General features: G+C 70.9%; 17 protein-coding genes and 2 pseudogenes. 13 read left to right on the forward strand and 6 right to left on the reverse strand.

Annotated features, from left to right (window positions below):
• Window positions 1-554: 554 nt before the first annotated feature.
• The 3 genes from HHX30_RS34615 to HHX30_RS34625 all read left to right on the forward strand — a co-directional run bounded on the left by HHX30_RS34615 (window position 555) and on the right by HHX30_RS34625 (window position 4029).
• Entirely contained in the window at window positions 555-1856 is a 1302-nt protein-coding gene (locus HHX30_RS34615; RefSeq protein WP_169987589.1) for a GGDEF domain-containing protein, read from the forward strand.
• A 10-nt stretch (window positions 1857-1866) separates the two neighbouring features.
• Window positions 1867-3531: an energy-dependent translational throttle protein EttA gene (gene ettA / locus HHX30_RS34620; protein WP_169987591.1), complete on the forward strand. Its 1665-nt coding sequence runs from the start codon at window positions 1867-1869 to the stop codon at window positions 3529-3531.
• A gap of 93 nt (window positions 3532-3624) precedes the next feature.
• On the forward strand, window positions 3625-4029 hold the full coding sequence (locus HHX30_RS34625) for a thioesterase family protein (protein WP_311922991.1): 405 nt from the start codon (window positions 3625-3627) through the stop codon (window positions 4027-4029).
• A 516-nt stretch (window positions 4030-4545) separates the two neighbouring features.
• Here the strand turns inward: HHX30_RS34625 and HHX30_RS34630 are convergent.
• From HHX30_RS34630 to HHX30_RS34645, 4 genes and pseudogenes are all read right to left on the reverse strand, one after another.
• A pseudogene (locus HHX30_RS34630) lies at window positions 4546-5628 on the reverse strand (alpha-amylase family glycosyl hydrolase); the annotation flags it as partial.
• Window positions 5629-5664: 36 nt separating this feature from the next.
• Window positions 5665-6024 (reverse strand): annotated as a pseudogene (locus HHX30_RS34635) (globin); the annotation flags it as partial.
• A 108-nt stretch (window positions 6025-6132) separates the two neighbouring features.
• On the reverse strand, window positions 6133-7083 hold the full coding sequence (locus HHX30_RS34640) for a mechanosensitive ion channel family protein (protein ID WP_169987597.1): 951 nt from the start codon (window positions 7081-7083) through the stop codon (window positions 6133-6135).
• A 537-nt stretch (window positions 7084-7620) separates the two neighbouring features.
• The gene (locus HHX30_RS34645) at window positions 7621-7881 is read right to left on the reverse strand and encodes a hypothetical protein (protein ID WP_030509616.1); all 261 of its coding nucleotides are present in this window, start codon (window positions 7879-7881) and stop codon (window positions 7621-7623) included.
• Between the two features lie 335 nt (window positions 7882-8216).
• Here HHX30_RS34645 and HHX30_RS34650 point away from each other — a divergent pair, with 335 nt between their 5' ends.
• The 4 genes from HHX30_RS34650 (at window position 8217) to purU (ending at window position 13570) form a co-directional block, all read left to right on the forward strand.
• Entirely contained in the window at window positions 8217-9806 is a 1590-nt protein-coding gene (locus HHX30_RS34650) for a helix-turn-helix transcriptional regulator (RefSeq protein ID WP_169987599.1), read from the forward strand.
• 21 nt (window positions 9807-9827) lie between these two features.
• Window positions 9828-10394, forward strand: coding sequence for a GNAT family N-acetyltransferase (locus HHX30_RS34655; RefSeq protein ID WP_311922992.1), 567 nt, complete (start codon window positions 9828-9830; stop codon window positions 10392-10394).
• Between the two features lie 256 nt (window positions 10395-10650).
• Window positions 10651-12564 carry a tetratricopeptide repeat protein gene (locus HHX30_RS34660; RefSeq protein ID WP_311922993.1) on the forward strand — a complete coding sequence of 638 codons (1914 nt, stop codon included), beginning with the start codon at window positions 10651-10653 and terminating at the stop codon, window positions 12562-12564.
• 157 nt (window positions 12565-12721) lie between these two features.
• Window positions 12722-13570 carry a formyltetrahydrofolate deformylase gene (gene purU / locus HHX30_RS34665; RefSeq protein WP_169987603.1) on the forward strand — a complete coding sequence of 283 codons (849 nt, stop codon included), beginning with the start codon at window positions 12722-12724 and terminating at the stop codon, window positions 13568-13570.
• A 2-nt stretch (window positions 13571-13572) separates the two neighbouring features.
• On the opposite strand, the gene HHX30_RS34670 is transcribed toward purU, so the two are convergent.
• Window positions 13573-15636: a prolyl oligopeptidase family protein gene (locus HHX30_RS34670; protein WP_169987605.1), complete on the reverse strand. Its 2064-nt coding sequence runs from the start codon at window positions 15634-15636 to the stop codon at window positions 13573-13575.
• A 299-nt stretch (window positions 15637-15935) separates the two neighbouring features.
• Between HHX30_RS34670 and HHX30_RS34675 the strand changes: the two genes are divergently transcribed.
• The 3 genes from HHX30_RS34675 to HHX30_RS34685 are packed head-to-tail and all read left to right on the forward strand — an operon-like array spanning window position 15936 to window position 17541.
• Window positions 15936-16445 (forward strand): HNH endonuclease, encoded by a 510-nt coding sequence (locus HHX30_RS34675; protein WP_169987607.1) that lies wholly within the window; start codon window positions 15936-15938, stop codon window positions 16443-16445.
• 5 nt (window positions 16446-16450) lie between these two features.
• On the forward strand, window positions 16451-17269 hold the full coding sequence (locus HHX30_RS34680) for a GNAT family N-acetyltransferase (RefSeq protein WP_169987609.1): 819 nt from the start codon (window positions 16451-16453) through the stop codon (window positions 17267-17269).
• Between the two features lie 50 nt (window positions 17270-17319).
• Window positions 17320-17541 (forward strand): zinc ribbon domain-containing protein, encoded by a 222-nt coding sequence (locus HHX30_RS34685; RefSeq protein ID WP_169987611.1) that lies wholly within the window; start codon window positions 17320-17322, stop codon window positions 17539-17541.
• Window positions 17542-17639: 98 nt separating this feature from the next.
• Here HHX30_RS34685 and HHX30_RS34690 read toward each other — a convergent pair whose 3' ends face one another.
• Entirely contained in the window at window positions 17640-18134 is a 495-nt protein-coding gene (locus HHX30_RS34690; RefSeq protein ID WP_169987615.1) for a YafY family protein, read from the reverse strand.
• 299 nt (window positions 18135-18433) lie between these two features.
• Between HHX30_RS34690 and HHX30_RS34695 the strand changes: the two genes are divergently transcribed.
• The 3 genes from HHX30_RS34695 (at window position 18434) to pip (ending at window position 22127) form a co-directional block, all read left to right on the forward strand.
• Window positions 18434-20173, forward strand: coding sequence for an alpha/beta hydrolase domain-containing protein (locus tag HHX30_RS34695; protein WP_169987617.1), 1740 nt, complete (start codon window positions 18434-18436; stop codon window positions 20171-20173).
• Between the two features lie 347 nt (window positions 20174-20520).
• Window positions 20521-20994 carry a hypothetical protein gene (locus tag HHX30_RS34700; protein WP_169987619.1) on the forward strand — a complete coding sequence of 158 codons (474 nt, stop codon included), beginning with the start codon at window positions 20521-20523 and terminating at the stop codon, window positions 20992-20994.
• A gap of 170 nt (window positions 20995-21164) precedes the next feature.
• On the forward strand, window positions 21165-22127 hold the full coding sequence (gene pip, locus HHX30_RS34705) for a prolyl aminopeptidase (protein WP_169987621.1): 963 nt from the start codon (window positions 21165-21167) through the stop codon (window positions 22125-22127).
• Window positions 22128-22175 lie beyond the last annotated feature (48 nt).

Raw genomic sequence — 22175 nt, forward strand, 5'->3', positions numbered from 1 at the left:
TCCGCCCTGCCTCAATCGATCGGGCTTGACCGGGTGTCCCGCCGCCGAACGTCGGCCGCGCGCCGGCCCGGAGGAACGGCCGGAGCGAGGCGAGCGGCGGAGCGGGCGGGCGGGGCGAGCGGCGGGGCGGCGTTGTGCCGCGGGTGGGTGTCGGTGGCAGCGGCGGCGGAGGGGGCCATGCCGGCTGCCGAGGGCGCGCGGTACCCGCTGTCCGGTGCATGCGCGGTCGTGGGAGGGCGCGTGGGAGAGCACGTGGGGCGCACGTGGGCTGGCTCCGCAGGGGACCGATCAGGTCCAGATGACGCCTCGCGGCATGGCTGCTCCTTCCGGCGGTGGCCCGCTTTCGTTCGCTTCCCCCCGCACCCGATATGTCCGTCCGCCCCGGGGCCGGGAGTCCGCGGGCAAACCGCCGCAGACGCTCCCTTAGCCCATCAGAAGCAGATGGCCACCGTGCCAAGGTAGCGGTTCCCGTCGCGCTTCGCACACTCCGCAACTATTGTGTTACTCATCGTGAGATGGAGCTTCGGCTACTGGTTCGGCTACTGGGAGGCGGGATGACGGCGACCGGTCAGACCTCGGCCAGGCCGCGAAGCGCGATCTGCTCGCGAAGTCGCTGGCCCCTGCTGGCCCAGCCGCCCGCCCTCGTGTCCTACGTGTGCGCGATCGTGGCGTTCGACGCGGTCCTGATCGCCGTGCTGGCGAGGTCCACCGCGTTCCACGCTCCTCACCTGGTCATGTTCGCGGCGCTCACCGCGTGCGGTGCCGTGTGCATCGAGGCGACCCGCCGTCTCGGCATGCCGGCCGGTGTGTCCCGCGACCTGCTGTCCGCCTGGTGGTTGCCGGTGGCTTTCCTGCTTCCGCCGGTCTACGCCCTGCTCGCGCCCATACCGATGCAGATCCTGCTGCAGCTCAGGGTCCGGGCGACCGTGCTGTACCGCCGTGTGTTCAGCGCTGCGGCGATCGGGCTCGCGGCGGCCTCCGCCTCGGCCGTCTTCCATCGCTCGATCCCCGTTCCCGCGCACCTGTCGTCGGGTGAGGGCGGGCCGATCGCGGTCGCGGCGGCCTGCGCGGTGCTGTTCACGGTGCTCAACACCGCGCTGATCGCGGTCGCGGCGCACGCGTCGGACCCCGAGGGCCGCTGGGGCGAGGTCCTGTGGGACCGCGAACGCGTCCTCCTCGACGCGGTCGAGCTCTGCCTCGGCGTGCTCGTCGCGGCCGTCTGCGGGCTCAACCTGGCGCTGCTGCTGCTCGTGCTGCCGCCCGTCGTGCTGCTCCAGCGGAGCCTGCTGCACGCCCAGCTGCAGGCCGCGGCCCGCACGGACCCGAAGACGGGCCTGCTGAACGCGGCCGCCTGGCAGCGGGAGGCGGACACGGAGATCGTCAGAGCCCAGCGGACCGGGGACACCCTCGCGCTGGTCCTGGTGGACATCGACCACTTCAAGAAGGTCAACGACACCTACGGCCACCTGGTCGGCGACCAGGTCCTCGCCCAGGTGGCGGCCACCCTCCGCACCCAGCTGCGCGAGTACGACGTGGTCGGGCGGTTCGGCGGCGAGGAGTTCGTCGTGCTGCTGCCCGGCGCCGACGTGCACGAGGCGCGGCGGGTGGCCGAGCGGCTGCGCGCCCGGGTGGGCCGGATGGTGGTCCCCGCCGAGCAGGCGACGGTCACGGTCACGGTCTCCGCCGGGGTGGCCATCATGAACGTGCACGGTGAGGATCTCATCGAGTTGCTGGCCGCCGCCGACCTCGCCCTCTACCGCGCCAAGGAGCTCGGCAGGGACAGGGTCTGCCTCCCCGCCGCCCCCGTGGCCCCGCCTCCTCGCAGCGCGGACGGCGCTGCCGGTGCTATCCCCTAGGCTTGAAGGTATGCCGGAGTACATCTACACGTTGCAGCGCGTGCGCAAGGCGCACGGTGACAAGGTGGTCCTCGACGACGTCACGCTGTCGTTCCTGCCGGGGGCCAAGATCGGTGTCCTGGGCCCGAACGGCACGGGCAAGTCGACGCTGCTCAAGATGATGGCGGGGCTGGAGCAGCCGTCCAACGGCGAGGCCCGGCTGATGCCCGGCTTCACGGTCGGCATCCTGCTGCAGGAGCCGTCGCTCAACGAGTCGAAGACCGTGCTCGGGAACGTCGAGGAGGGCGTCGCCGAGACCAAGGCGATGCTCGACCGGTTCAACGAGATCGCCGAGCAGATGGCCACCGACTACAGCGACGAGCTGCTGGAGGAGATGGGCCGCCTGCAGGACGCGCTCGACCACCGCAACGCGTGGGACCTCGACAGCCAGCTCGAACAGGCCATGGACGCGCTGCGCTGCCCGCCGCCCGACGCCGAGGTGAGCAAGCTCAGCGGTGGCGAGCGGCGCCGGGTCGCGCTGTGCAAGCTGCTGCTGGAGCAGCCCGACCTGCTGCTGCTCGACGAGCCCACCAACCACCTCGACGCCGAAAGCGTGCAGTGGCTGGAGCAGCACCTGGAGAAGTACCCCGGCACCGTCCTGGCCGTCACCCACGACCGCTACTTCCTGGACAACGTCGCGAACTGGATCCTGGAGCTGGACCGCGGCCGGTGCTACCCCTACGAGGGCAACTACTCCACCTACCTTGAGGCCAAGGCCGCGCGTCTGAAGGTCGAAGGCCAGAAGGACATCAAGCGCAAGAAGCGCCTGGAGGAGGAGCTGCAGTGGGTGCGCTCCAACGCGCGCGCCCGCCAGACCAAGAGCCGTGCCCGTCTCCAGCGCTACGAGGAGATGGCCGCCGAGGCCGACAAGTACCGCAAGCTCGACTTCGAGGAGATCCAGATCCCGCCGGGCCCGCGCCTGGGCACGACGGTCATCCGGGCCGAGAAGCTGAGCAAGGGCTTCGGCGACCGGCTGCTCATGGACGAGCTGTCCTTCGACCTGCCGCGCAACGGCATCGTCGGCATCATCGGCCCGAACGGCGTCGGCAAGACCACGCTGTTCCGGATGGTCACCGGGTCCGAGACCCCGGACACCGGATCCATCACGGTCGGCGAGACCGTCAAGATCTCGTACGTGGACCAGGGCAGGGCCGGCATCGACCCGAACAAGAACGTCTGGCAGGTCGTCTCCGACGGGCTCGACCACATCAAGGTCGGCAACGTCGAGATGCCCTCGCGGGCGTACGTCGCGGCGTTCGGCTTCAAGGGCCCCGACCAGCAGAAGCTCGCGGGCATCCTGTCCGGCGGCGAGCGCAACCGGCTCAACCTCGCGCTCACCCTCAAGCAGGGCGGCAACGTGCTGCTCCTGGACGAGCCCACCAACGACCTCGACACCGAGACGCTGTCCAGCCTCGAGAACGCGCTGCTCGACTTCCCGGGCTGCGCTGTGATCACCTCGCACGACCGGTGGTTCCTCGACCGCATCGCCACCCACATCCTGGCGTGGGAAGAGGGCTCGAACTGGTTCTGGTTCGAGGGCAACTACGCCGACTACGAGAAGAACAAGGTCGAGCGGCTGGGAGCGGACGCCGCCCGCCCGCACCGCGTCACCTACCGCAAGCTCACCCGCGACTGACCGGACTCACCGCCTGTGTCCCCCGCCGCCGGGCGGGGGACGGGCGCCGGTTAGGTTTGACCGGTGACCGAGCTGCGTAATCTCCCGGATCAGGTGACTCGCTACGTTTTCGAGCGCAAGGTGCGCTTCGCCGACGTCGACAGCTTGGGACACGTCAACAACGTCCGCTTCTTCGACTACCTCGAGGACGCGCGGGTGTCCATGCTGTGGGACCGGCCGCGCGAGGTCGCCGGCCGCCGTCAGGACCTCGTGGTGGCCCGGCACGAGATCGACTACCGGCGGCCCCTGACCTTCCGCACCGACCCCGTACGTGTCGAGGTATGGGTGCCCGAGATCTCCAGGGTCCGCTTCACGCTGGCATACGAGATCCGCGACGACGAGACGCTCTACGTCGAGGCGCGCACGATCATGGTCGCCTACGACGCCGCGGCCGCCTGTCCCCGCCGGCTCGACGAGGACGAACTCACCTACCTCAGGCGGTTCTCCGCCGCGCCGTGACCGGCCGCGACGGCGAGCGCCCGCGGCCGGCCCCGGGACGTGGCGGAGTCAGCCCGCGAGCAGCCAGGCCGCGGTGTCGGCGGGCAGGGAGGTGCCGTCGAGCGGACCGCTGGTGATCAGCACCTGGTCGTGGGGCGGCAGTGCGACCGCGCCCTCACCGCAGTTGATCACGCAGATCAGGCGGCCTCGCCGGAACAACAGCGTCTCCTCCGGCGACTCCAGCCATGTGATGGCGTCGGGCAGGGTGCCGCGCAGTTCCCGGCGCGTCTGCAGCGCCCGGCGGTAGAACCACAGCGTCGAGGCCGGGTCGGCCGCCTGCCGTTCGGCCGTGAGGTCGGCCCAGTCCGCCGGCTGCGGCAGCCACGAGCCGCCCGGCCCGAATCCGTACGGCGGCTCGGTGCCCGACCAGGGCAGCGGCACCCGGCAGCCGTCGCGGCCCGGCACCTCGCCGTTCGACCGTGCGAAGATCGGGTCCTGCCGCGCCTGCGGCGGCAGGTCGATGACCTCGGGCAACCCGAGTTCCTCACCCTGGTAGAGGTAGGCCGACCCCGGCAGGGCGAGCATGGCGAGCAGCGCCGCGCGAGCCCGTGCCAGACCGGCCCCCGGGTCGAGCGACCCCTGGCCGTAGCGGGTCACGTGCCGTACGACGTCGTGGTTGGACAGCACCCAGGTCGGCGAGGTGACGGCTTTGAGCGTGTCGTCGATGACCTTGCGGAAGGCCGTGGCCGACCAGGGGGCCTCCAGCCAGGCGAAGTTGAAGCTCTGGTGCAGCTCGTCCGGCCGCACGTACAACGCCAGGTCCTCGGCCGAGTCGGTCCAGACCTCGCCGATGGCGACGCGGGTGCCGGGGTAGGCGTCGAGCACCCGCCGCCACTCGCGGTAGATGTCGTGCACCTCCGGCCGGCTCCAGATGGGCGACCTCGCCCCGAAGCCCGGGTCCGTGTCGGGCAGCCCCTCCTCCTTGATCAGGCCCATCGCGACGTCGATCCGGAAGCCGTCCACTCCCCGGTCGAGCCAGAACCGGAGGATGTCGAGGAACTCCTCCCGCACCTCCGGGTTGCGCCAGTTGAAGTCGGGCTGCTCGGGCGCGAACAGGTGGAGGTACCACTGGCCGTCGGGCGCCTGGGTCCACGCCGGGCCCCCGAAGGTGGACAGCCAGTTGTTCGGCTCTCCATGGCCGCTTCCGCCGCCCTCGGGGCCGCCGTCCCGGAACATGTACCGCTCGCGCTCCTGGGAGCCCCTGGGGGACGCCAGGGCCTTCTGGAACCAGGGGTGGGCCGACGAGCTGTGGTTCGGCACGATGTCCACCATCAGCCGCAGGCCGTGCGCGTGCGCGTCGGCGACCAGGTCGTCGAAGTCGGCCAGCGATCCGAACAACGGGTCCACGTCGCGGTAGTCGGCGACGTCGTAGCCGCCGTCCGCCATGGGGGAGGGGTAGAAGGGGGTCAGCCAGACAGCGTCGACGCCGAGCTCGGCGAGGTACGGCAGGCGGTCCCTGATTCCCGCCAGGTCGCCCGTACCGTCGCCGGAGGCGTCGGCGAAGCTGCGGACATAGATCTCATAGACAACGGCATCACGCCACCAGGGGGTTTTTTCCATGTGTCTTTGGCTGCCCGCTGCTTCCGTTGCTTAAGCGTTGACCATGCTGTGGGCGGCGTAGACGAGGTAGTCCCACAGCTGCTTGTCCAGCTCGGCCGGCAGCTCGAGGGAGCGCACGGCGTCGCCCATGTGCCTGAGCCAGGCGTCGCGGGCCGCGTCGTCGACGACGAACGGCACATGCCGCATCCGCAGCCGGGGGTGGCCGCGCTGCTCGCTGTAGGTCCTCGGGCCGCCCCAGTACTGCATGAGGAACAGGCGCAGCCGCTCCTCCGCGCCGGTGAGGTCCTCCTCGGGGTACATCGGGCGCAGCAGGGGGTCCTCCGCGACGCCCTGGTAGAACCGGTGGACGAGCCGCTGAAAGGTTTCCTCGCCGCCGACTGCCTCATAGAAGGACAAGGTCTGCTCGCTGGTCACGATTTCAGCCTAGTGCCGCGACCGCCGAAGTTTGCCCGACGGGGCAAAGGTCGGCGGGAGGGGCACCAGGCCAGCTACCGATCGGTAATGTCAGGCGGCGAAGGTGAGGCTCTTGTCGTCGAAGGCGCGCTTCACCCGCAGGCGCAGCTCACGGGCGACCTCCAGGTGTCGCGCCGGCACGGTCCTCGCGCTGACGCGGAAGATGACGGACGAGCCCGACACCGACTCCAGGCCGAAGACCTGCGGCTCCTCGACGATGACCGTGTCCCGGTACTCCGGGTCCTCCCACATGTCGTGGGCGATGTCCGTCAGCAGGTCGCGGACCGTCGCCACGTCGCTGTCGTACGGAACCGGGACGTCCACCAGGGCCCTCGACCAGCCCTGCGACTCGTTGCCGATTCGGGTGATCGTGCCGTTGCGCACGTACCAGACCTTGCCGTCCGCGTCGCGCAGGCGGGTGATGCGGAGCGTGACGGCCTCCACCGTGCCGACGGCCACGCCGGTGTCGATCACGTCGCCCACGCCGTACTGGTCCTCCAGCAGCATGAACATGCCCGCGATGAAGTCCTTGACCAGTTCCTGGGCGCCGAAGCCGACCGCCACACCGATGATTCCGACACTCGTGAGCAGCGGCGCCAGTTCGACCCCGAGCTTCGCGAAGACCATCAACGCCGCGGTGCCGAGGATCACGACGGACGCGAGGCTCCGCAGCACCGAGCCCATCGTCTCGGCGCGTGCCCTGCGGCGCTCGGTCATGATCGCCGCCGCGGCCTCCGTGCTGGTCAGCACGGCCTTGCCGCGCAGCCGCTCCGGCAGCACGCCGACGCTGGCCCGCATGGTGAGCCGGGTGATCAGCCGGTGCACGACCTTCCGGATGATCATCGCTCCGGCCAGGATCAGGGCGATCAGCAGCAGCACGTCCACGATGCCCGCCACGAGCTGCATCCAGGCCGGAAAGTCCCTCTTCGGGAAGGCGCTGTTCAAGACGGTGCAGAAGATGCCGTCGTTGTTCTCACACGCCTTCATCACCTGCTGCCCCATCTCCGTAGGGTCCAGAACGGTCGGCTCAGGATCTGGCGTCGCGGGTGACAGCGGCAACACGAGGTGGATCCCCCTCTGGATCGGTTCAACGGCAGGTCATGAACGTAGCCAATACTGCCGACTGATCCGGCCTCCGTCACATCGCCGGGGAAGACGGAAGCGCGTCCCGCCCGGGGCCGCGGAGGGCGGACCGGACACGCTCCAGTGACGGTGTGGCAGGACGCGGGCGCGCACCCGGAAGCGTGCCCGTCGCCGTTCTCCAAGTGGGGGATCCCCCCCGATCACCGCCCGGCCCCACCTGCTCGACGGGGCCGGACGGCGGTCCATGGTGCCGGCGGGCCGGTGGGCCCGCCGGTCGTGCCGGAATGCGGACGGGTCGGGGCGGGCGGGACGCCGCAGCGTCGCCGTCGCGCCGGGGCGGCGCGACGGCCACGCTCCGCACCGGGCGTCCTGCCCGCCCCCCGAGGCCGCGGTGGATGCGGCGGCCCACGGCGACTGCGTTCTCACCGTGCTTTCACCTTGGGCCGCCGCCTTCCCCTATTCGCTCACCGCGGCGAGCACACGGGCCACCTTCGTGGCCGCTCCGGCGGGGTCGTCCGCCCGGTGCATCCGCTCACCCCAGGACCACCAGTAGTCGGCCGCCTGGCAGACGACGTTCTCCGTGAGGCTTGTCGCGTCGGGGTTGATCACGCGCACGTAGGCGCGGCCCGACGGGGTGCGCACGACTCGCGCGAGCAGGCCCCGGGCGTCGAGTTCGGCCACCAGATGCTCCAGGCGCCGGAAATCGTCCTCCCCCACCGTAGGTCCTCCTTCAGTTCCGTTCGCGGGCGGAATGTGTACTTTGCGTTCCCGTCTGTTCACTCTGGTGCGCCAAAGATGGCTCACAGAAGTGCTCGGGTCAACGAGGGCGGCAAGCGGCCGAGGTGAAGGAAAACCCATGTTGGTTGAAAGAAAACCCCTATCGGGAGACGATCCTTAGTCGGCACGTTCAGGTTGGGGGCTTGGCTGCGCCAACTATGGTCCATCATTATGTTGTGGGCGGAGTGCGACGGCAGCGTCACTCTCCGTCACAAGGTGAGGACCGCTCGAGACCACGGGCTGCTAGTGCGGCCGGCCACGAGAGAGGGGCCGGAATGTCCGGCAGGCAACACAGGGAGACGGAGATCGCGCGCCGGATCCGGGCGCGGGGCCTGGCCACCGGGCGCAGCCTGGCCGAGATCGCGGAGGAGATCCACAACGACTGCGGGCCACAGTTCGGCACGACCCGGATCAAGGCACATCGCCTCTCGCACGGTGTGGCGCTCGCCGACGTGATCGAGCAGGTGCGCGCTCTCTTCGAGAGGGACGGAAAAGGCGTCCCAGGCATCGGAGAGACGCTACTGTCCGCGTACGAGTCGGGCATGAAGCGGCCCGGCCCGGAGTATCTCCACTACCTGTGCTCGGTCTATCGGGTGGAACCGCTGGCCCTCGGGTTCGAAAGCCCGTGCATCTGCGGCCACGGACACCTCGCCGAATTAAGTAGTGGAGCCCCAGAAGAGGACACACCTGACACTTCACCCGCTCCGTGGGTTGCGCCGGCCCCGTCGGGCGGCGGAACCCCCGCGATGAACGGGGGCGAGGAGGACGAGAACGTGCTACGGAGGACGCTATTGAGGCTCCTCGCCGGCGGCGCCGTGGGGGCGGCTGGCCTCCAAGAGCTCAACGAAGAGGTGCTCGGCGCGGTGGAGAACCTCCGACGGCGTATGGACGAAACCATGGTCACGGCCACCGTCTCGCCGGCGATGCTCGACCAGTGGGAGCAGGCCACTTCCGGTTTCGGGCGGCAGTACATGAACACCCCGCCCGTACGGCTGCTCTGCGACGTCATGCTGGAGTTCACCGCGGTGCGCAAGGCCCTGGACCGCCGCCAGCCCATCGACGTGCAGGAGCGGCTGTGCCGGATGGCCGCCCAGCTCGCCGGGCTCTCCGGGATGATCATGATCGACCTGGGGGACCAGCGGTTGGCCCGCTCGTTCTTCCGCACCGGCAGGATGGCGGCGGACGAGACCGGAGACCGCGCCCTGCGTGCCTGGGTCACCGCCCGCGAGGCGCTGGTGCCGCTCTACTACGGCGACCCGCGGGAGGCGCTCACGCTGGCGAAGAAGAGCCGCGACCTGGCCGGCCACACCCCGTGCGCCGCCCGGACCATGGCGCCGGTCGTCGAAGCGAGGGCGCTGGCGAAGATCGCCGGCGTCAACGGCTCGCGGCACGAGGTGGTCGAACAGGCCAAGCGGGCCCTGCACCGCGCCCGGGCGGCCTTCCAGCAGATGAGCGACAGCGACCGGGAGGACCCGGCCTTCGGCTACACCGAGCGGCAGCTCTACTTCTACCAGGGCGACGTCCTGGTGAAGCTGGGGCAGACCGTGGAGGCCGACGTGATCCTGCAGCAGGCGCTCGACAAGTACACGGACGAGGACCTGCTCGACCAGACCCTGATCCGGTTCGACCGGGCGATGTGCCGGCTCATCGACGGCGACGTCGAGGCAGCGCTCAAGCTGGGTCAGGAGGCCATCGACCTGGTCGACAAGGACTACCGGACCGACCTGCTGCTCAAACCGGCGTACGACCTGGTGAAGGCGATCAGGGCCAAGCACGGCGACTCCGCCCGGTTGCAGGAATTCTGCGAGGTGATCAAGCAGAGCCGCGTCACGATCCCGCCAGAGCTGATCCGGGACGTCGGGTGACGTGGATAGCAAGGAGGACGTGTGGCAGGAGACGCGCTGGCGGGTGATCTCGAGCCGGGAGATCCCGTGAGAGGCGGGGAGAACGGGATCGCGCCGCTGAGGATCCGGCGGTACCGCTGGTCGGATCTCGACGCGGTGTGGTCCCTCCATCAGATCGGCCTGGCCCAGGTGGGTGTGGTGCCTGGTGACGGCGTCTACTACGACGACGACTTCCCCCGGATCACCGAGATCTACCTGGCAGCCGGGGGTGACTTCCTCGTCGGAGAGGTGCCCGGGGCGGGGCTCGTCGCGATGGGCGGCCTGCGGCGCATCGACGCCGACACGGCCGAGATGTGCCGGCTGCGCGTCCACCCCGAACACCAGCGGCGCGGCTACGGCGCGCGGATCACGCAGGAGCTCGAGGAGCGGGCACGCCGCCTCGGATACTCGACGTTGCGTGGTGACACCACCCTGCGTCAGGTCGCCGCGCTGGAGCTCTACCGCAAATCCGGCTGGCGGGAGTTGCGGCGCGAGGTATGCGGTGACAACGTGGTGATTTATATCGAGAAGCAGCTGAATGGCGTGGTCTCCCCGCTTTTCTCCCGATAGATAATGCTTCCATCCCTTGGCGGATAGCTGATCCCTGCGAATACTTGTGCCTTGTCCGCAAGAGTGGGGAAAGAGGCGTGATGAAGAAGATCATTATCCGTAAGCCGGGAACGACCAAGCTGAGCGGCACCTCGAGTGTGATCCACAAGGGGTGAGGGACCTCCCGAGCCACATCTGGGTCCGGGGAGACCTCTCCCGCGACCGCGTAGCGGCCCTCCGAGCGCTGGGGAATCACGCCCTGGAGGTGCCGCCCCCAGTGGTGCCCGTCGTCAACGGGCACCGTCGGCTACGCGGTCCGTACACGATCGGTGGCGCGCTGCTGCGCGCCCTCGTCCCGGTCGCCTTGGAGCGTTCCCCGGGCCTGGTGGCGGAACACGACATCGAGATCCGCGCCGTCGCACCCGGCCTGCGCCCTCTGGTGCCGGCGCGACGCCGGCTCATCGAAGACGGCCTGACCGAAGACGAGCGGATCCTCGTGCCCGCGCCACGTCGCACGCTGCGGATCGCCAACGGCGTCGCCGAGTTCGTCCGCGACTGCCTGGAGGAACCGCGGACGCTGCTGGTGGACAACCTGCACGAGGCGGATCCGGCCGACCGCGAACTGCTGCGCGTCCTGGCGCGCCGGGTGCCCGGCCTGACGCTGGCCGTGGGCTCGGCCGAGCCGCCGTGGGAGGGCATGCGGCCGGTGGAGGCGCGGGCCCAGGGCGGGCCGCCCGACGACTACGTCAGCTCGGACGGCACCTCCGACGACCCCCGGGCCTACCGGGCGTACCTGTCGCTGCCGCCGGAGGAACGCGCGCGCCGGCACGACCGGCGCGCCGCCGAGCTGAGGGCCGGCGCCGCCGCGGCGGAGTACGCCCTGGGCGCGGTGCCGTACCACCTGGAGCACGGCGGCGACACGGACGCCGCGGCGCAGGCGCTGTGGGCGGCGGTGGACCACTGCGTCACCGAGGGGTTCCTGCACGCGGTCGTGGAGTGGGGCTCGCGCGGCCTGCGGCTGGTGGAGCCGGGTTCGGACCTGTGGTGGCGCTTCACCCAGCGCACCGCGACCGCCCTGGCGGGGCTGGGCCGGCGCGCGCACGCGCAGGAGCTGTACGACCAGGCCCGGCGGGTCAGCGTCGATCCCGCCGTGCACGCGGCCGCCGCGTACGGCACGGCGATGCTCGACGCGCGCGAACGCGATCCGGCACGGCGGGACCTGGTCAGGGCCAGGGCCTGGATCAACGAGGCGATAGCGATCTCCACGCTGCTGCCCGACCGGCGGACGCGGGCCTTCAAGCTCGGGTTCGACCAGAACGCCCGCGCGCTGATCGAGCTGCGGGAGGGACGGGCCGACGATGCGCTCGGCCTGGTGCAGTCGGCCATCGACCTGGCCGAGCGCGATCTGCCGCCGGGCGCCCATCCCGTGCACCGGATGGTGCTGTTCGCCAACCGTGCGCAGCTTCTCGCGCGCCTGGGCCGCACGCGGGAGGCGCTGGCCGACTTCGACCGGGCCGTCGCGATCGATCCGGGCTTCCCCGACCACTATCTCGACCGGGGCAACCTGCTGTTCGAGATGGGACGTACCGGCGAGGCGCTGGCCGACTACGAGACCGCGATCCGGGTGAGCCCGCCGCTGCCCGAGGCGTATTACAACCGGGCCGAGCTGCGCCTGGCCGGCGGGGATCTGGACGGCGCCCGGGCCGACCTCGACCACGTGCTCGAACTCGACCCGGGCTACCTCGACGCCTACGTCAACCGGGCCGGCGTGCTGGAGATGCTCGGCGAGCACGAGGCCGCCAGGCGCGACGTCGAGGCGGGGCTCGCCCTCGACCCCGGCAACGCGCACCTGCACGGGGTGCTGGGGCAGCTGGAGACCGAGGCAGGTCGCTACGCGGAGGCCGCCCTGGCCTTCGACGCGGCGCTGGCCGCCGACACCCGCCTGGCCTCGGCCTGGGCGAACCGCGCGACCCTGCGGTTCGAGACCGGCGACGCGCCGGGCGCGGTCGACGACCTGACCCGGGCGATCGAGCTGGGCGAGGACGCGGCACTGTACTTCAACCGGGCCACCGCCCTCGACGCGCTCGGCCGGGGCAGGGAGGCACTGGCCGACCTGCGCCGGGCGCTGGCCCTGGCCCCCGACGACCCCGACGTACGCGCGGCGCTGGAGCGGCACGAGAAGGAGGGGTGACGGGGCCGGGGAAGACGGTCACGCCGAGGTGCCGAGGAGCCGCTCGACGGCATCCGCGGCGAGGCCGGCCGGTCGTCCCGTCCCCGCCTGCCCGCACCTCCCGGGCCGCTGGCCCTACCCTTGAACCCGATACGTCACCCCTGTCGAGGATCTGAGCATGAGCGCTGAATACGTGCTGACCCTGTCCTGCCCGGACCGGCCCGGAGTGGTCGCGGCCGTCTCCGGGCTGCTGGCCCGGAAGGGCTGCAACATCATCGAGAGCCAGCAGTTCGGCGACCCGGTCGAGGAGCGGTTCTTCATGCGGGTGCAGTTCTCCAGTGGGTTCGCCGTCGACGAGCTGCGGGCCGAGTTCGCCTCGCTCGCGCCGGAGTTCGCCATGGAGTTCCAGCTCTTCGACCTCGCGGTGCGGACCCGGGTGCTGGTGCTCGTCAGCCGGTTCGACCACTGCCTCAACGACCTGCTCTACCGCGTGCGCTCGGGGCTGCTGCCGATCGAGATCGTGGGTGTGGCGTCCAACCATCCCGACCTGCGCCCGCTCACCCAGTCGTCCGGCGTGGACTACCACCACCTGCCGGTCACCCCGGAGACCAAGCCGCGGCAGGAGGCGGAGATCCTCACCCTGGTCGACCACTACCAGGCCGACCTGGTCGTGCTGGCCCGCTACATGCAGGTGCTGTCGGAGGACATGTGCGCCAAGCTCGCCGGGCGCATGATCAACATCCACCACTCGTTCCTGCCGTCGTTCAAGGGCGCCAAGCCGTACCACCAGGCGTACTCCCGGGGTGTGAAGCTGATCGGCGCCACGGCGCACTACGTGACGCCCGACCTGGACGAAGGGCCGATCATCGAGCAGGAGGTCGCGCGGGTGAACCACACCCACTCGGCGGAGGACCTCGCCGCGATCGGTCGCGACCTCGAATGCCAGGCGCTGGGCCGGGCCGTCCGCTGGCACGCGGAGCACCGCGTGCTGCTGGACGGCCACAAGACCGTCATCTTCCCCCGCTGAGATCAGCCCACCTTCAGGCCGGTGTGCCGGGCCAGGAAGGCGAGCTGGTCGGCCGAGAGCTCGACCGACCGGCTCACGGCCCGGGCGCCGTGACCCACCTCGGTCTCGTTGCGCAGCAGGATCGGGCGGTCGCCCGCCTGCGCGTGCTGCAGGGCCGCCGCCATCTTCCACGCGTGCAGGGGATGGACGCGGGTGTCCGAGGCGAACACGGCGAACAGCGTGGCCGGGTAGGACACCCCCTCGCGGACATGGTGGTACGGCGAGTAGCCCCACAGCCAGGCGAACTCCTCCGGCGCCTCGGCGGAGCCGTACTCGACGTTCCAGGTCGCCCCGAGACCGAACTTCTCGTAGCGCACCATGTCGAGCAGCGGGGCAGAGCAGACGACGGCCGCGTACAGGTCGGGGCGCTGCGTGAGCGCCGCGCCGACGAGCAGGCCGCCGTTGGAGCCGCCGGAGATGGCCAGCCGGTCGGGGCTGGTGACACCGGTGGCGACGAGGTGCTCGGCCGCGGCGTGCAGGTCGTCGAAGACGTTCTGCTTGTTGCCGAGCATGCCGGCCCGGTGCCACTGCTCGCCCTCCTCGCCGCCGCCGCGGAGCTGGGCGACGGCGTAGACGCCGCCCGCCTCGACCCACGCCAGCGTGGTGGCGGAGAAGCCCGGGTTCATTGAGATCCCGAAGCCGCCGTAGCCGTACAGGATGGTGGGGCGGGGCCCCGAGCCGGGGCGCGAGGTGACCAGCATGCGCACCTCGGTGCCGTCCTTCGACCGGTAGACCACCTGCTCGGTGGTCGCCTCGGGCACCTCCACCGCGCCGGGCGGCGCCTCCCAGAGCGTGGTCTCGCCGGTCAGCGCGTCGTAGCGGTACACCGCGGTCGGGGTGATCTCGTCGGTGTAGCTGAACCAGGCCTCGTGCCCGCCCTCCGGCCGCTCGACGATCCCGCCGATCGAGCCGAGCCCCGGCAGCGGGACCTCGCCGGTCCGCTCGCCGCTCTCCAGCGCGTGCACGGAGATCTCGCCGATCGCGTGCCGGGTCCAGCCGACGAGCAGGACCGGCTCGGCCATGCCGTCGAGGATCGCGAAGTCGGACAGCACCGCCTCGGCGTCCTCGGGGATCAGGTCGCGCCAGTGCTCCGGACCGGGGGTCTGGGGCGAGGTGACGCAGACGCGCCCGCGCGGGGCGTCCCGGTCGGTGAAGACGTAGAGCCGCCCGTCGCGGCCGAAGTGGAGCCCGGTCTGGGCGTCGACATCCTGCTGCACGGTGACCAGTTCCGGCGCCTCGGGCGACGAGGCGACCAGGTCGGCCACCCACAGGTCGTTGCGCGGGGCCGTCCCCCGCGAGGCGGAGATCGACAGCCACCTGCCGTCGAGGGAGACCGACACCCCGTAGTAGTTGGTCTTCTCCAGGCCCTCTCCGAAGACCAGCACGTCGTCGTCGGGGGAGGTGCCGACGCGGTGCAGGTAGACGCGGCGGTGGTACTGCTCCTCGCCGGCCGGGACCAGCGATGGCGCCAGCCTGCGTACGTAGTAGAACGCCTCGCCGCCGGGCAGCCAGGCCACGGGGGAGTAGCGGCAGCGGTCGATCGGTCCCTCGACGACCTCTCCCGTCGCCACGTCGACGACGTACAGGCGCGACTCCTCGTCGCCGCCGACGGAGATCTGGTACGCCAGCCGGTTGCCCTCCTTGTCCGGCTGGTAGGAGTCGAGCGTGGTCAGGCCCGAGGGATCGAGGGCGGTGGGGTCGAGCAGCACGCGCTCGCCGTCTCCCTCCCCGACGTACAGGACCGGGTGCTCCTGGTCGGGAGCCCGGCGGGTGAAGAAGCGGCGCTCCCCGCGCCAGGACGGCGTCCCCACCGACCCGGAGCGCAGCAGTTCGGCGACGCGCTCGCGGAAGTGGTCGCGCCCTTCCAACTCGGCGGACCGGAACAGGATCTCCTGCGCGTCGAGCCACTCCTTCGTCGCCGGATCGTCCGGATCCTCCAGCCACCGGTACGGGTCGGGGACGGGCGTTCCGTGGAGATCGTCGACGATGTCGTCACGGTGGGCTGGCGGGTACGGCGGTCGGCTCATGCTGGCACTTTAAATCAGCCGGACGACTGCGACGGTACATCGTCCGTACCCGGCCAAGACGGGAATAAAGGGGTGATCGGCTGGGCATAGAAGCAGCAGGCGTCCCAGTCGTTCACCTCGCAGACCCTTTTATGGGTGGCGAAGGGGTCGCCGAAAAGGCCACACTTTGGTGAAGGGCGGTGCCGTGGTGACGATCCGCTGGGCCGTCCGGCGGAGGTCCCTGTGACGGAAGCACCCGGGTCCCAACAGGCGGGGCCACAACCCAGGCGCACAGCCGAGATCGCTGTGGAGGCCGGCTGATGCGCCAAGTCCTGCTCCTCAATGCCACATACGAGCCGCTGACCACGCTCTCCCTGCACCGGGCCGTCATCTTGGTGCTCAGAGAGAAGGCGGACGTCGTGCACCGCGACGGCCGGGGCGCGGTTCTGCGCTCGGCCACCCGCACGCTCGACGTCCCGTCGGTGATCCGGCTCCGGCGCTACGTCCGCATTCCCTACCGGACGCGGATCCCGCTCACCCGCGCGGCGCTCATGCGCCGGGACAACTTCCGCTGCGCCTACTGCGGCCAGCGGGCCGAGACCATCGACCACGTCATCCCGCGTTCCCGGGGAGGCCCCCACACCTGGGAGAACTGCGTCGCTTCGTGCACGCCGTGCAACCACCGGAAGGCCGACAGGCTGCTGGAGGAGCTGGGGTGGGCGTTGCCCGTCGCCCCCGTGGTGCCGCACGGCGCGCACTGGCGGCTCATCGGCGCGCAACTCGACGGCGATCCGCAGTGGGCGCCCTACCTGTCGGAGACGGCGGCCTGACGGGCATGCGCTGGACGATCACCGATGAGGTGGAGGAGTACGCCGCGGCGGCCGAGCCCTGGCTGCTGCGCGATCCCGTCCGCAACACGGTCATGCTGACCGCGTTGCGCGGAATCCGCAGCGGCCAGTTCGCCGGCGACTGCCTGCTGGCCTGGCTGGAGGAGGACGACGGCACGGTGGCGGGGGCGGCCTGCCGGACGCCGCCGTACCCGCTCGCGCTCGGCGACGTCCCGCTCACGGCGCTTCCCCTGCTGGCGCGCGAGCTGATCGAGATGGATGAGGACGTGTCCGAGGTCGGCGGTCCGGTGGCCGCCGCGGAGGCGTTCGCGGACGCCTGGTGGCGGCCGGAGACGCACCGGCGGTCCGAGCGCCTCTACCGGCTCGGCACGCTGCGGGCGCCCTCCGCGGCGGGGAAGCCCCGTGTCGCCGGCCCCGACGACCTGGCGATGGCCGTGCGCTTCTTCCGGGAATTCCAGGAGGAGGCGCACGTGGACAGTACGGCCGATCCCAGCCCGGTCGTCGCCGCGCGTATCAACCGCGAGGAACTGGTCTGGTGGGAGGACGACGACCGGCCCGTGTCCATCGCGGGGGCCTCCGCGCCGATCGCCGGGATGTCCCGGATCGGGCCCGTCTACACGCCGCCCGATCTGCGCGGGCGCGGCTACGGCAGCGCCGTCACCCACGCGGCCAGCAGGAAGGCGCTCGACGACGGCGCGACCGAGGTGCTGCTGTTCGCCGATTTGAGCAACCTGACGTCGAACTCCATCTACCAGCGGCTCGGTTTCCGGCCCGTCACGGACTTCGCGAGCATCCAGTTCGGGTGATTCGGGCGCCGCCCGATGCCGTACGCGGTCGCGGGTCGTAATCTGGACGCATGCCTCGCTATGACTACCGTTGCCGCGCGTGCGGATCGACGTTCGAGCTCAACCGTCCCATGGCCGAGGCCGGTGACCGGGCGGTGTGCCCCTCCGGCCACGACGACACCGTGAAGCTGCTGTCCACCGTGGCCGTCACGGGCAGGGCGTCCGGGACTTCCGCCGCCCGGCCGGCGGGAGGCGGCGGTGGCGGCTGCTGCGGCGGTGGCTGCTGCGGCTGACGCGCGTACGGCAGTGCGGCCCGGGGCGTCACGCCCCGGGCCGCACGGCATGCCTCGGCCGGTCCTGCCGGCCGAGGCATGCCGTGGCAGGGCAGGAGTCAGGCCGCGGACGGGCGCCTGACCCGCGCGCGTCGCTGGAACGGCAGGTAGCGCTGCGGCAGGTGGGGGCGGGCCGGCAGGTCGGTCGGCTCGACCGCCAGGATCCGGTCGAAGCGGAAGGCCCTGATCGAGCGGCGCATGCGGCACCAGCCGACCAGGTACCAGAACTCTCCGTGGACCAGGCAGGTCACCGGCTCGACGTCGCGGACGGTCATCCGGCCGGCGGCGTCGTGATACTGGATGCGGATCACCAGGCGCGCGGTGATCGCGTTGGCCACCGCCCGTGCCCGGCGGGCGACGTCGGTGGGCAGCGGGGTGGTCAGGGTGGTCAGGGTCGTGGCGATGACGTCGTCGTCCAGATCGAGGTGCTCGAAGACGTGGCGCAGGCCGCGCCGGGCGGTGACCGACTGGGGGCCGGCACCGAGGTGAGCGAGCGACAGGGCGAGGGCGGCGAGTTCCTCGGCGGTCAGCGAGTGCCGAATGACGTTGGCCATATCTCGACAATAACGACGAGGACTGACATTTTTCCGAACGTCTTATCGGATGGTCAGCATCATGTCGCCGCCGTGCCAGCCATTACTTCCCTGTACGGCGGTCGGGGTTGGTCGCCCGCGCCCGAGCCGGGGTTTGGCGCGTTTGGCAAGCGGCGCCACTGCCTTTCGTTGTTTTCGCCGAAAGTTTGATAGCTACAAGACTATCTTTCGTCCGATCTGACAGTTAGTCTCTGCGCCAGAGACAGCGCGCTGATCCGGACGATCCCCCCCCACCCGGCCTCTCGCAGCGAGGTGAAGTTTTGCCTGCTCTTCTTCCCAATCTCCGGACCGTTCACCGACGACTCGCCGCGCTCGGCCTCGCCGGCGCGCTGACCGTTCCCCTCGGACTCGCCGCTCCCGCGAGCGCGTCCGGGACCGCCCGGAGCGAGGCCGCGCCCCGCCCGTCCACCGCGACCGGCGACAGCGTCGCGAACCCCGTGCTCACGGGACCGATCGCCCGCACCACCCCCGTCGGGGATCCCGCGCACGGCTACCCGTTCCTCGCCACCGACGTCGACCTGAAGGCGGCGGGCTACGTCGAGCAGGAGTTCTTCGTTTCCGGCACGGCGACGGGCTACGCGACCCCCGGCACGGGCACCGCGACCGCCGTCAGCATGGGCAACCCGTACAGCACGCGCATCGTCGTACGCCGCCCGGTCAAGGCCCGGACGTTCAACGGGGTCGTGATCGCCGAGTGGTACAACGTCAGCAATCAGTGGGACCAGGAGGTCGACTGGTTCCAGTCGCACGAGCATCTACTCCGGGAGGGGTACGCCTGGGTCGGCGTCTCCGCCCAGCGCGCCGGAGTGCACTCCGCGACCGGACTTAAGGCGTGGAGCCCGGCCCGCTACGGAGCCCTCGATGTGACCGCGGGCGGGACGATCAACGACGACAGCCTCTCCTACGACATCTTCAGTCAGGCGGTGAAGGCCGTCCGCAGTCCGGCGGGCGCCGACCCGCTCGGCGAGCTGCCCCCGCCCCGGTACGTGATCGCCACCGGCCACTCGCAGTCGGCCGGTCGCCTCGCGAACTACTACAACGGCGTCCAGCCGCTCGCGAACGTCCTCGACGCGGTCGTCCTGCACGGCGGCGGTGGCCCGCTGCGCACCGACCTCGCGACGCCGGTGTTCCGGATCAACTCCGAGGGCGACGTGAGCAGCGGCATCCTGTCGGCGGCGGCCCGCGCTCAGGCCGACTCGGCGGTCCTGACCAGCTGGGAGGTGGCCGGCGCGTCGCACGGCGACTGGAAACTCATCAGAGACTACGGACCGCTGCGCAAGCGTGACATCGGCACGTACCCCGGCGGTTACCCGGGCGAGCCGCAGACGTGCACGCTGCCCTCGTTGTCCCGCATTCCGCAGCACATGGTGCAGAACGCGGTCTACGACCACACCGTCGCCTGGGTCGCCCACGGCGTGCGGCCCCCGGCGGCTCCCAAGATCCAGATGACGAACACGACTCCGCCGGCGGTCGCGCGTGACGGCCTCGGCGTCGCGCTCGGCGGCATCCGGCTGGCCCAGCAGGAGGCGCCGCTGCGCGTCAACAGCGGCAGCAACACCGGCCCGGGCTTCTGCTTCCTCGACGGCAGCTCGGTGCCACTGGCCGACGCGCGGCTCGCGGAGCTCTACCCGACCGTGCGGTCGTACGCCGACGAGGTCGTCGGGACGACGCTCGCCGACGTCGAGGCCGGGTACATCCCCCGGTCGTTCACCCGCGATCCCGCGTGGTACTCCGACATCCGCGACCTGATCGGCGAGTACGCCGCCGCCGGTCGTATCGCCGGGCCTGTCGCGTCCTCCCTGGAGGACCGTCTCCGGCACGCCGAGCGGGCCGGTCTCGCCGGTGACGCGCCCCCTGCCATCGCCCACCTGCGGCAACTCGCCGAGCGTGCGGACAGGCATGTCGAGGACGACGCGGCGAGGGCCGGAGTGCTGCGTGTGACCGAGGCGCTCATCGCGCTCCTCGCCGAGGCACGGAAGGCGGAGCACAAGGGCCGCTAGACACGGTCCGCTCCGGTGGGCGGGTCCGCAGGTGTGCCACTCACGCCCGCGGACCGTCCGCGGCTGTGAATCTTTCACCGAACCGGCTCTGTTCAGAAATCCCATCGATCTCCGCGGTCGCGGAATTTCGGCGGGCCACCGGCACGAATTCCCCGATTCCCGCTGCATACCGAGTCATGACGGCCGGGCCTGACCGGTACCGCTTTTCCGGTCCTCGGCGACGTGCGGTTTTCGCGTTCGGGACGACCAGGCCTTCCGGCCCCGCCGAAAACGCCGGTCATTGACGGCGTCCCGATGAAGTGGTGGATTCGCTGTGGTTGTTGCCGGAGACGGGAGAGGGGCATTTGATGTTCACGGTGAATTCAGCCAGGAGGGTGCTCGCGCTCGGTGCGACGCTCGTGACGACCGGCGTGCTGAGTGCGGCGCTCGCGCCCACTCCCGCCGCGGCCGCCGCCGTCACGGTGCAGGCCACGGTGGACTGCGGCAACTTCAACAGTTACGGGGACACCTGGGACTCGTTCCCCATCGACCCGAGCATCAGCGCCTCGCCGTACGGGGCAGGAGGGACGCCCAGCATTGTCTCGGTCCCGATAACGAACGCGTTGCGGCTCACACAGACGCTGCCCAGCGGAACGACGTCCGTCAGCGTCTCCGCCATGTGCAGCCGGGGCCATGTTTACGACTTCTTCGGCTCGGCCGACAGCGTCACCATCCCCGCCGGAGTCACCACGGTGACGGCCGCCTGGAAATGCTATACGGCCCCGGTCAACCCCGGTCCGTGGAGGACCGACTGCTACCTGCAGTCGGCCTCGTACAGCTGATCGCCCGGCCGGCGGTGCGGCCGTCGGGCGCGTGAACTCGTGGGGCGCGTCCGTGGTGGCGGAGGCGCCCCACGCTCTTCCGGCGGCCGCGCGGCCGGAGCCGTGGTGAGCAGTCCGCCGGCGGGGAAGACCGCTTCCCCAGCCCTGCCGATCACTGTAGTTTCACCGGCGTGTATCCCCCGATAGAGCCGTACGACCACGGGCAACTGGACACCGGCGACGGCCATCTCGTCTACTGGGAGGTCTGCGGAAACCCCGAGGGCAAGCCCGCACTCGTCGTCCACGGCGGCCCCGGCTCGGGCTGCACACCGGGCCGGCGCCGGGCCTTCGACCCCGCACGCTACCGCGTCATCCTGTTCGACCAGCGCAACTGCGGCCGGAGCCTGCCCCACGCGAGCGACCCGGCGGCCGACCTGACGACCAACACCACCCATCACCTGGTCGCGGACATGGAACGGCTGCGTGAGCGTCTCGGGGTCGAGCGGTGGCTGCTCCACGGCGGGTCCTGGGGATCCACGCTCATCCTCGCCTACGCCGAAGCCCACCCCGAGCGGGTGTCGGAGATCGTCATCGCGGGGGTCACGATGACCCGCCGCTCCGAGATCGACTGGCTCTACCGGGGAGTCCGCCGGTTCCTCCCGGAGCAATGGCAGCGCTTCCGCTCGGGAGTCCCCGAAGACCGGCGCGACGGCGACCTGGTCGCCGCCTACGCGCGGCTGATGTCCGACCCCGACCCCGGCGTACGGGCCAGGGCGGTTCACGACTGGGTGACGTGGGAGGACGCGGTGATCTCCCACGAGGTCAACGGCAAACCGGACGCCTACAGCGACCGGCCCACCCCGGCGCTGCAGGCGTTCGTCCGCATCTGCACGCACTACTTCTCGAACGCCGCGTGGCTGGAGGAGGGCGTGCTGCTCCGCGACGCGTACCGGCTGGCGGGCATCCCCGGCGTGCTCGTCCACGGCCGCCTCGACCTGGGCGGACCGCTGGAGACCGCCTGGCAGCTCGCCCAGGCGTGGCCGGACGCGCGCCTGGTCGTCGTGGACGACGCGGGCCACACCGGCGGCGACGCCATGAGCCGGGAGATCCTGGCGGCGCTGGACGGCTTCGCGGGCGCCGCGAACGGGCGGTGACCTGCGCCGCGCGTCTCCCGAAGGACAACGCCTGACGGCTGCCACCCC

This window comes from Microbispora sp. H10836, assembly GCF_012999525.1.
Taxonomy (GTDB): Bacteria; Actinomycetota; Actinomycetes; order Streptosporangiales; family Streptosporangiaceae; genus Microbispora.

What these genes read in the sequence shown, in the direction of transcription:
- HHX30_RS34615 (WP_169987589.1), top strand. Translation starts at nt 555, where the DNA reads ATGACGGCGACCGGTCAGACCTCGGCCAGGCCGCGAAGCGCGATCTGC.
- ettA (WP_169987591.1), top strand. Translation starts at nt 1,867, where the DNA reads ATGCCGGAGTACATCTACACGTTGCAGCGCGTGCGCAAGGCGCACGGT.
- HHX30_RS34640 (WP_169987597.1), bottom strand. Translation starts at nt 7,083, where the DNA reads ATGGGGCAGCAGGTGATGAAGGCGTGTGAGAACAACGACGGCATCTTC.
- HHX30_RS34650 (WP_169987599.1), top strand. Translation starts at nt 8,217, where the DNA reads ATGTCCGGCAGGCAACACAGGGAGACGGAGATCGCGCGCCGGATCCGG.
- purU (WP_169987603.1), top strand. Translation starts at nt 12,722, where the DNA reads ATGAGCGCTGAATACGTGCTGACCCTGTCCTGCCCGGACCGGCCCGGA.
- HHX30_RS34670 (WP_169987605.1), bottom strand. Translation starts at nt 15,636, where the DNA reads ATGAGCCGACCGCCGTACCCGCCAGCCCACCGTGACGACATCGTCGAC.
- HHX30_RS34675 (WP_169987607.1), top strand. Translation starts at nt 15,936, where the DNA reads ATGCGCCAAGTCCTGCTCCTCAATGCCACATACGAGCCGCTGACCACG.
- HHX30_RS34680 (WP_169987609.1), top strand. Translation starts at nt 16,451, where the DNA reads ATGCGCTGGACGATCACCGATGAGGTGGAGGAGTACGCCGCGGCGGCC.
- HHX30_RS34685 (WP_169987611.1), top strand. Translation starts at nt 17,320, where the DNA reads ATGCCTCGCTATGACTACCGTTGCCGCGCGTGCGGATCGACGTTCGAG.
- HHX30_RS34690 (WP_169987615.1), bottom strand. Translation starts at nt 18,134, where the DNA reads ATGGCCAACGTCATTCGGCACTCGCTGACCGCCGAGGAACTCGCCGCC.
- HHX30_RS34700 (WP_169987619.1), top strand. Translation starts at nt 20,521, where the DNA reads ATGTTCACGGTGAATTCAGCCAGGAGGGTGCTCGCGCTCGGTGCGACG.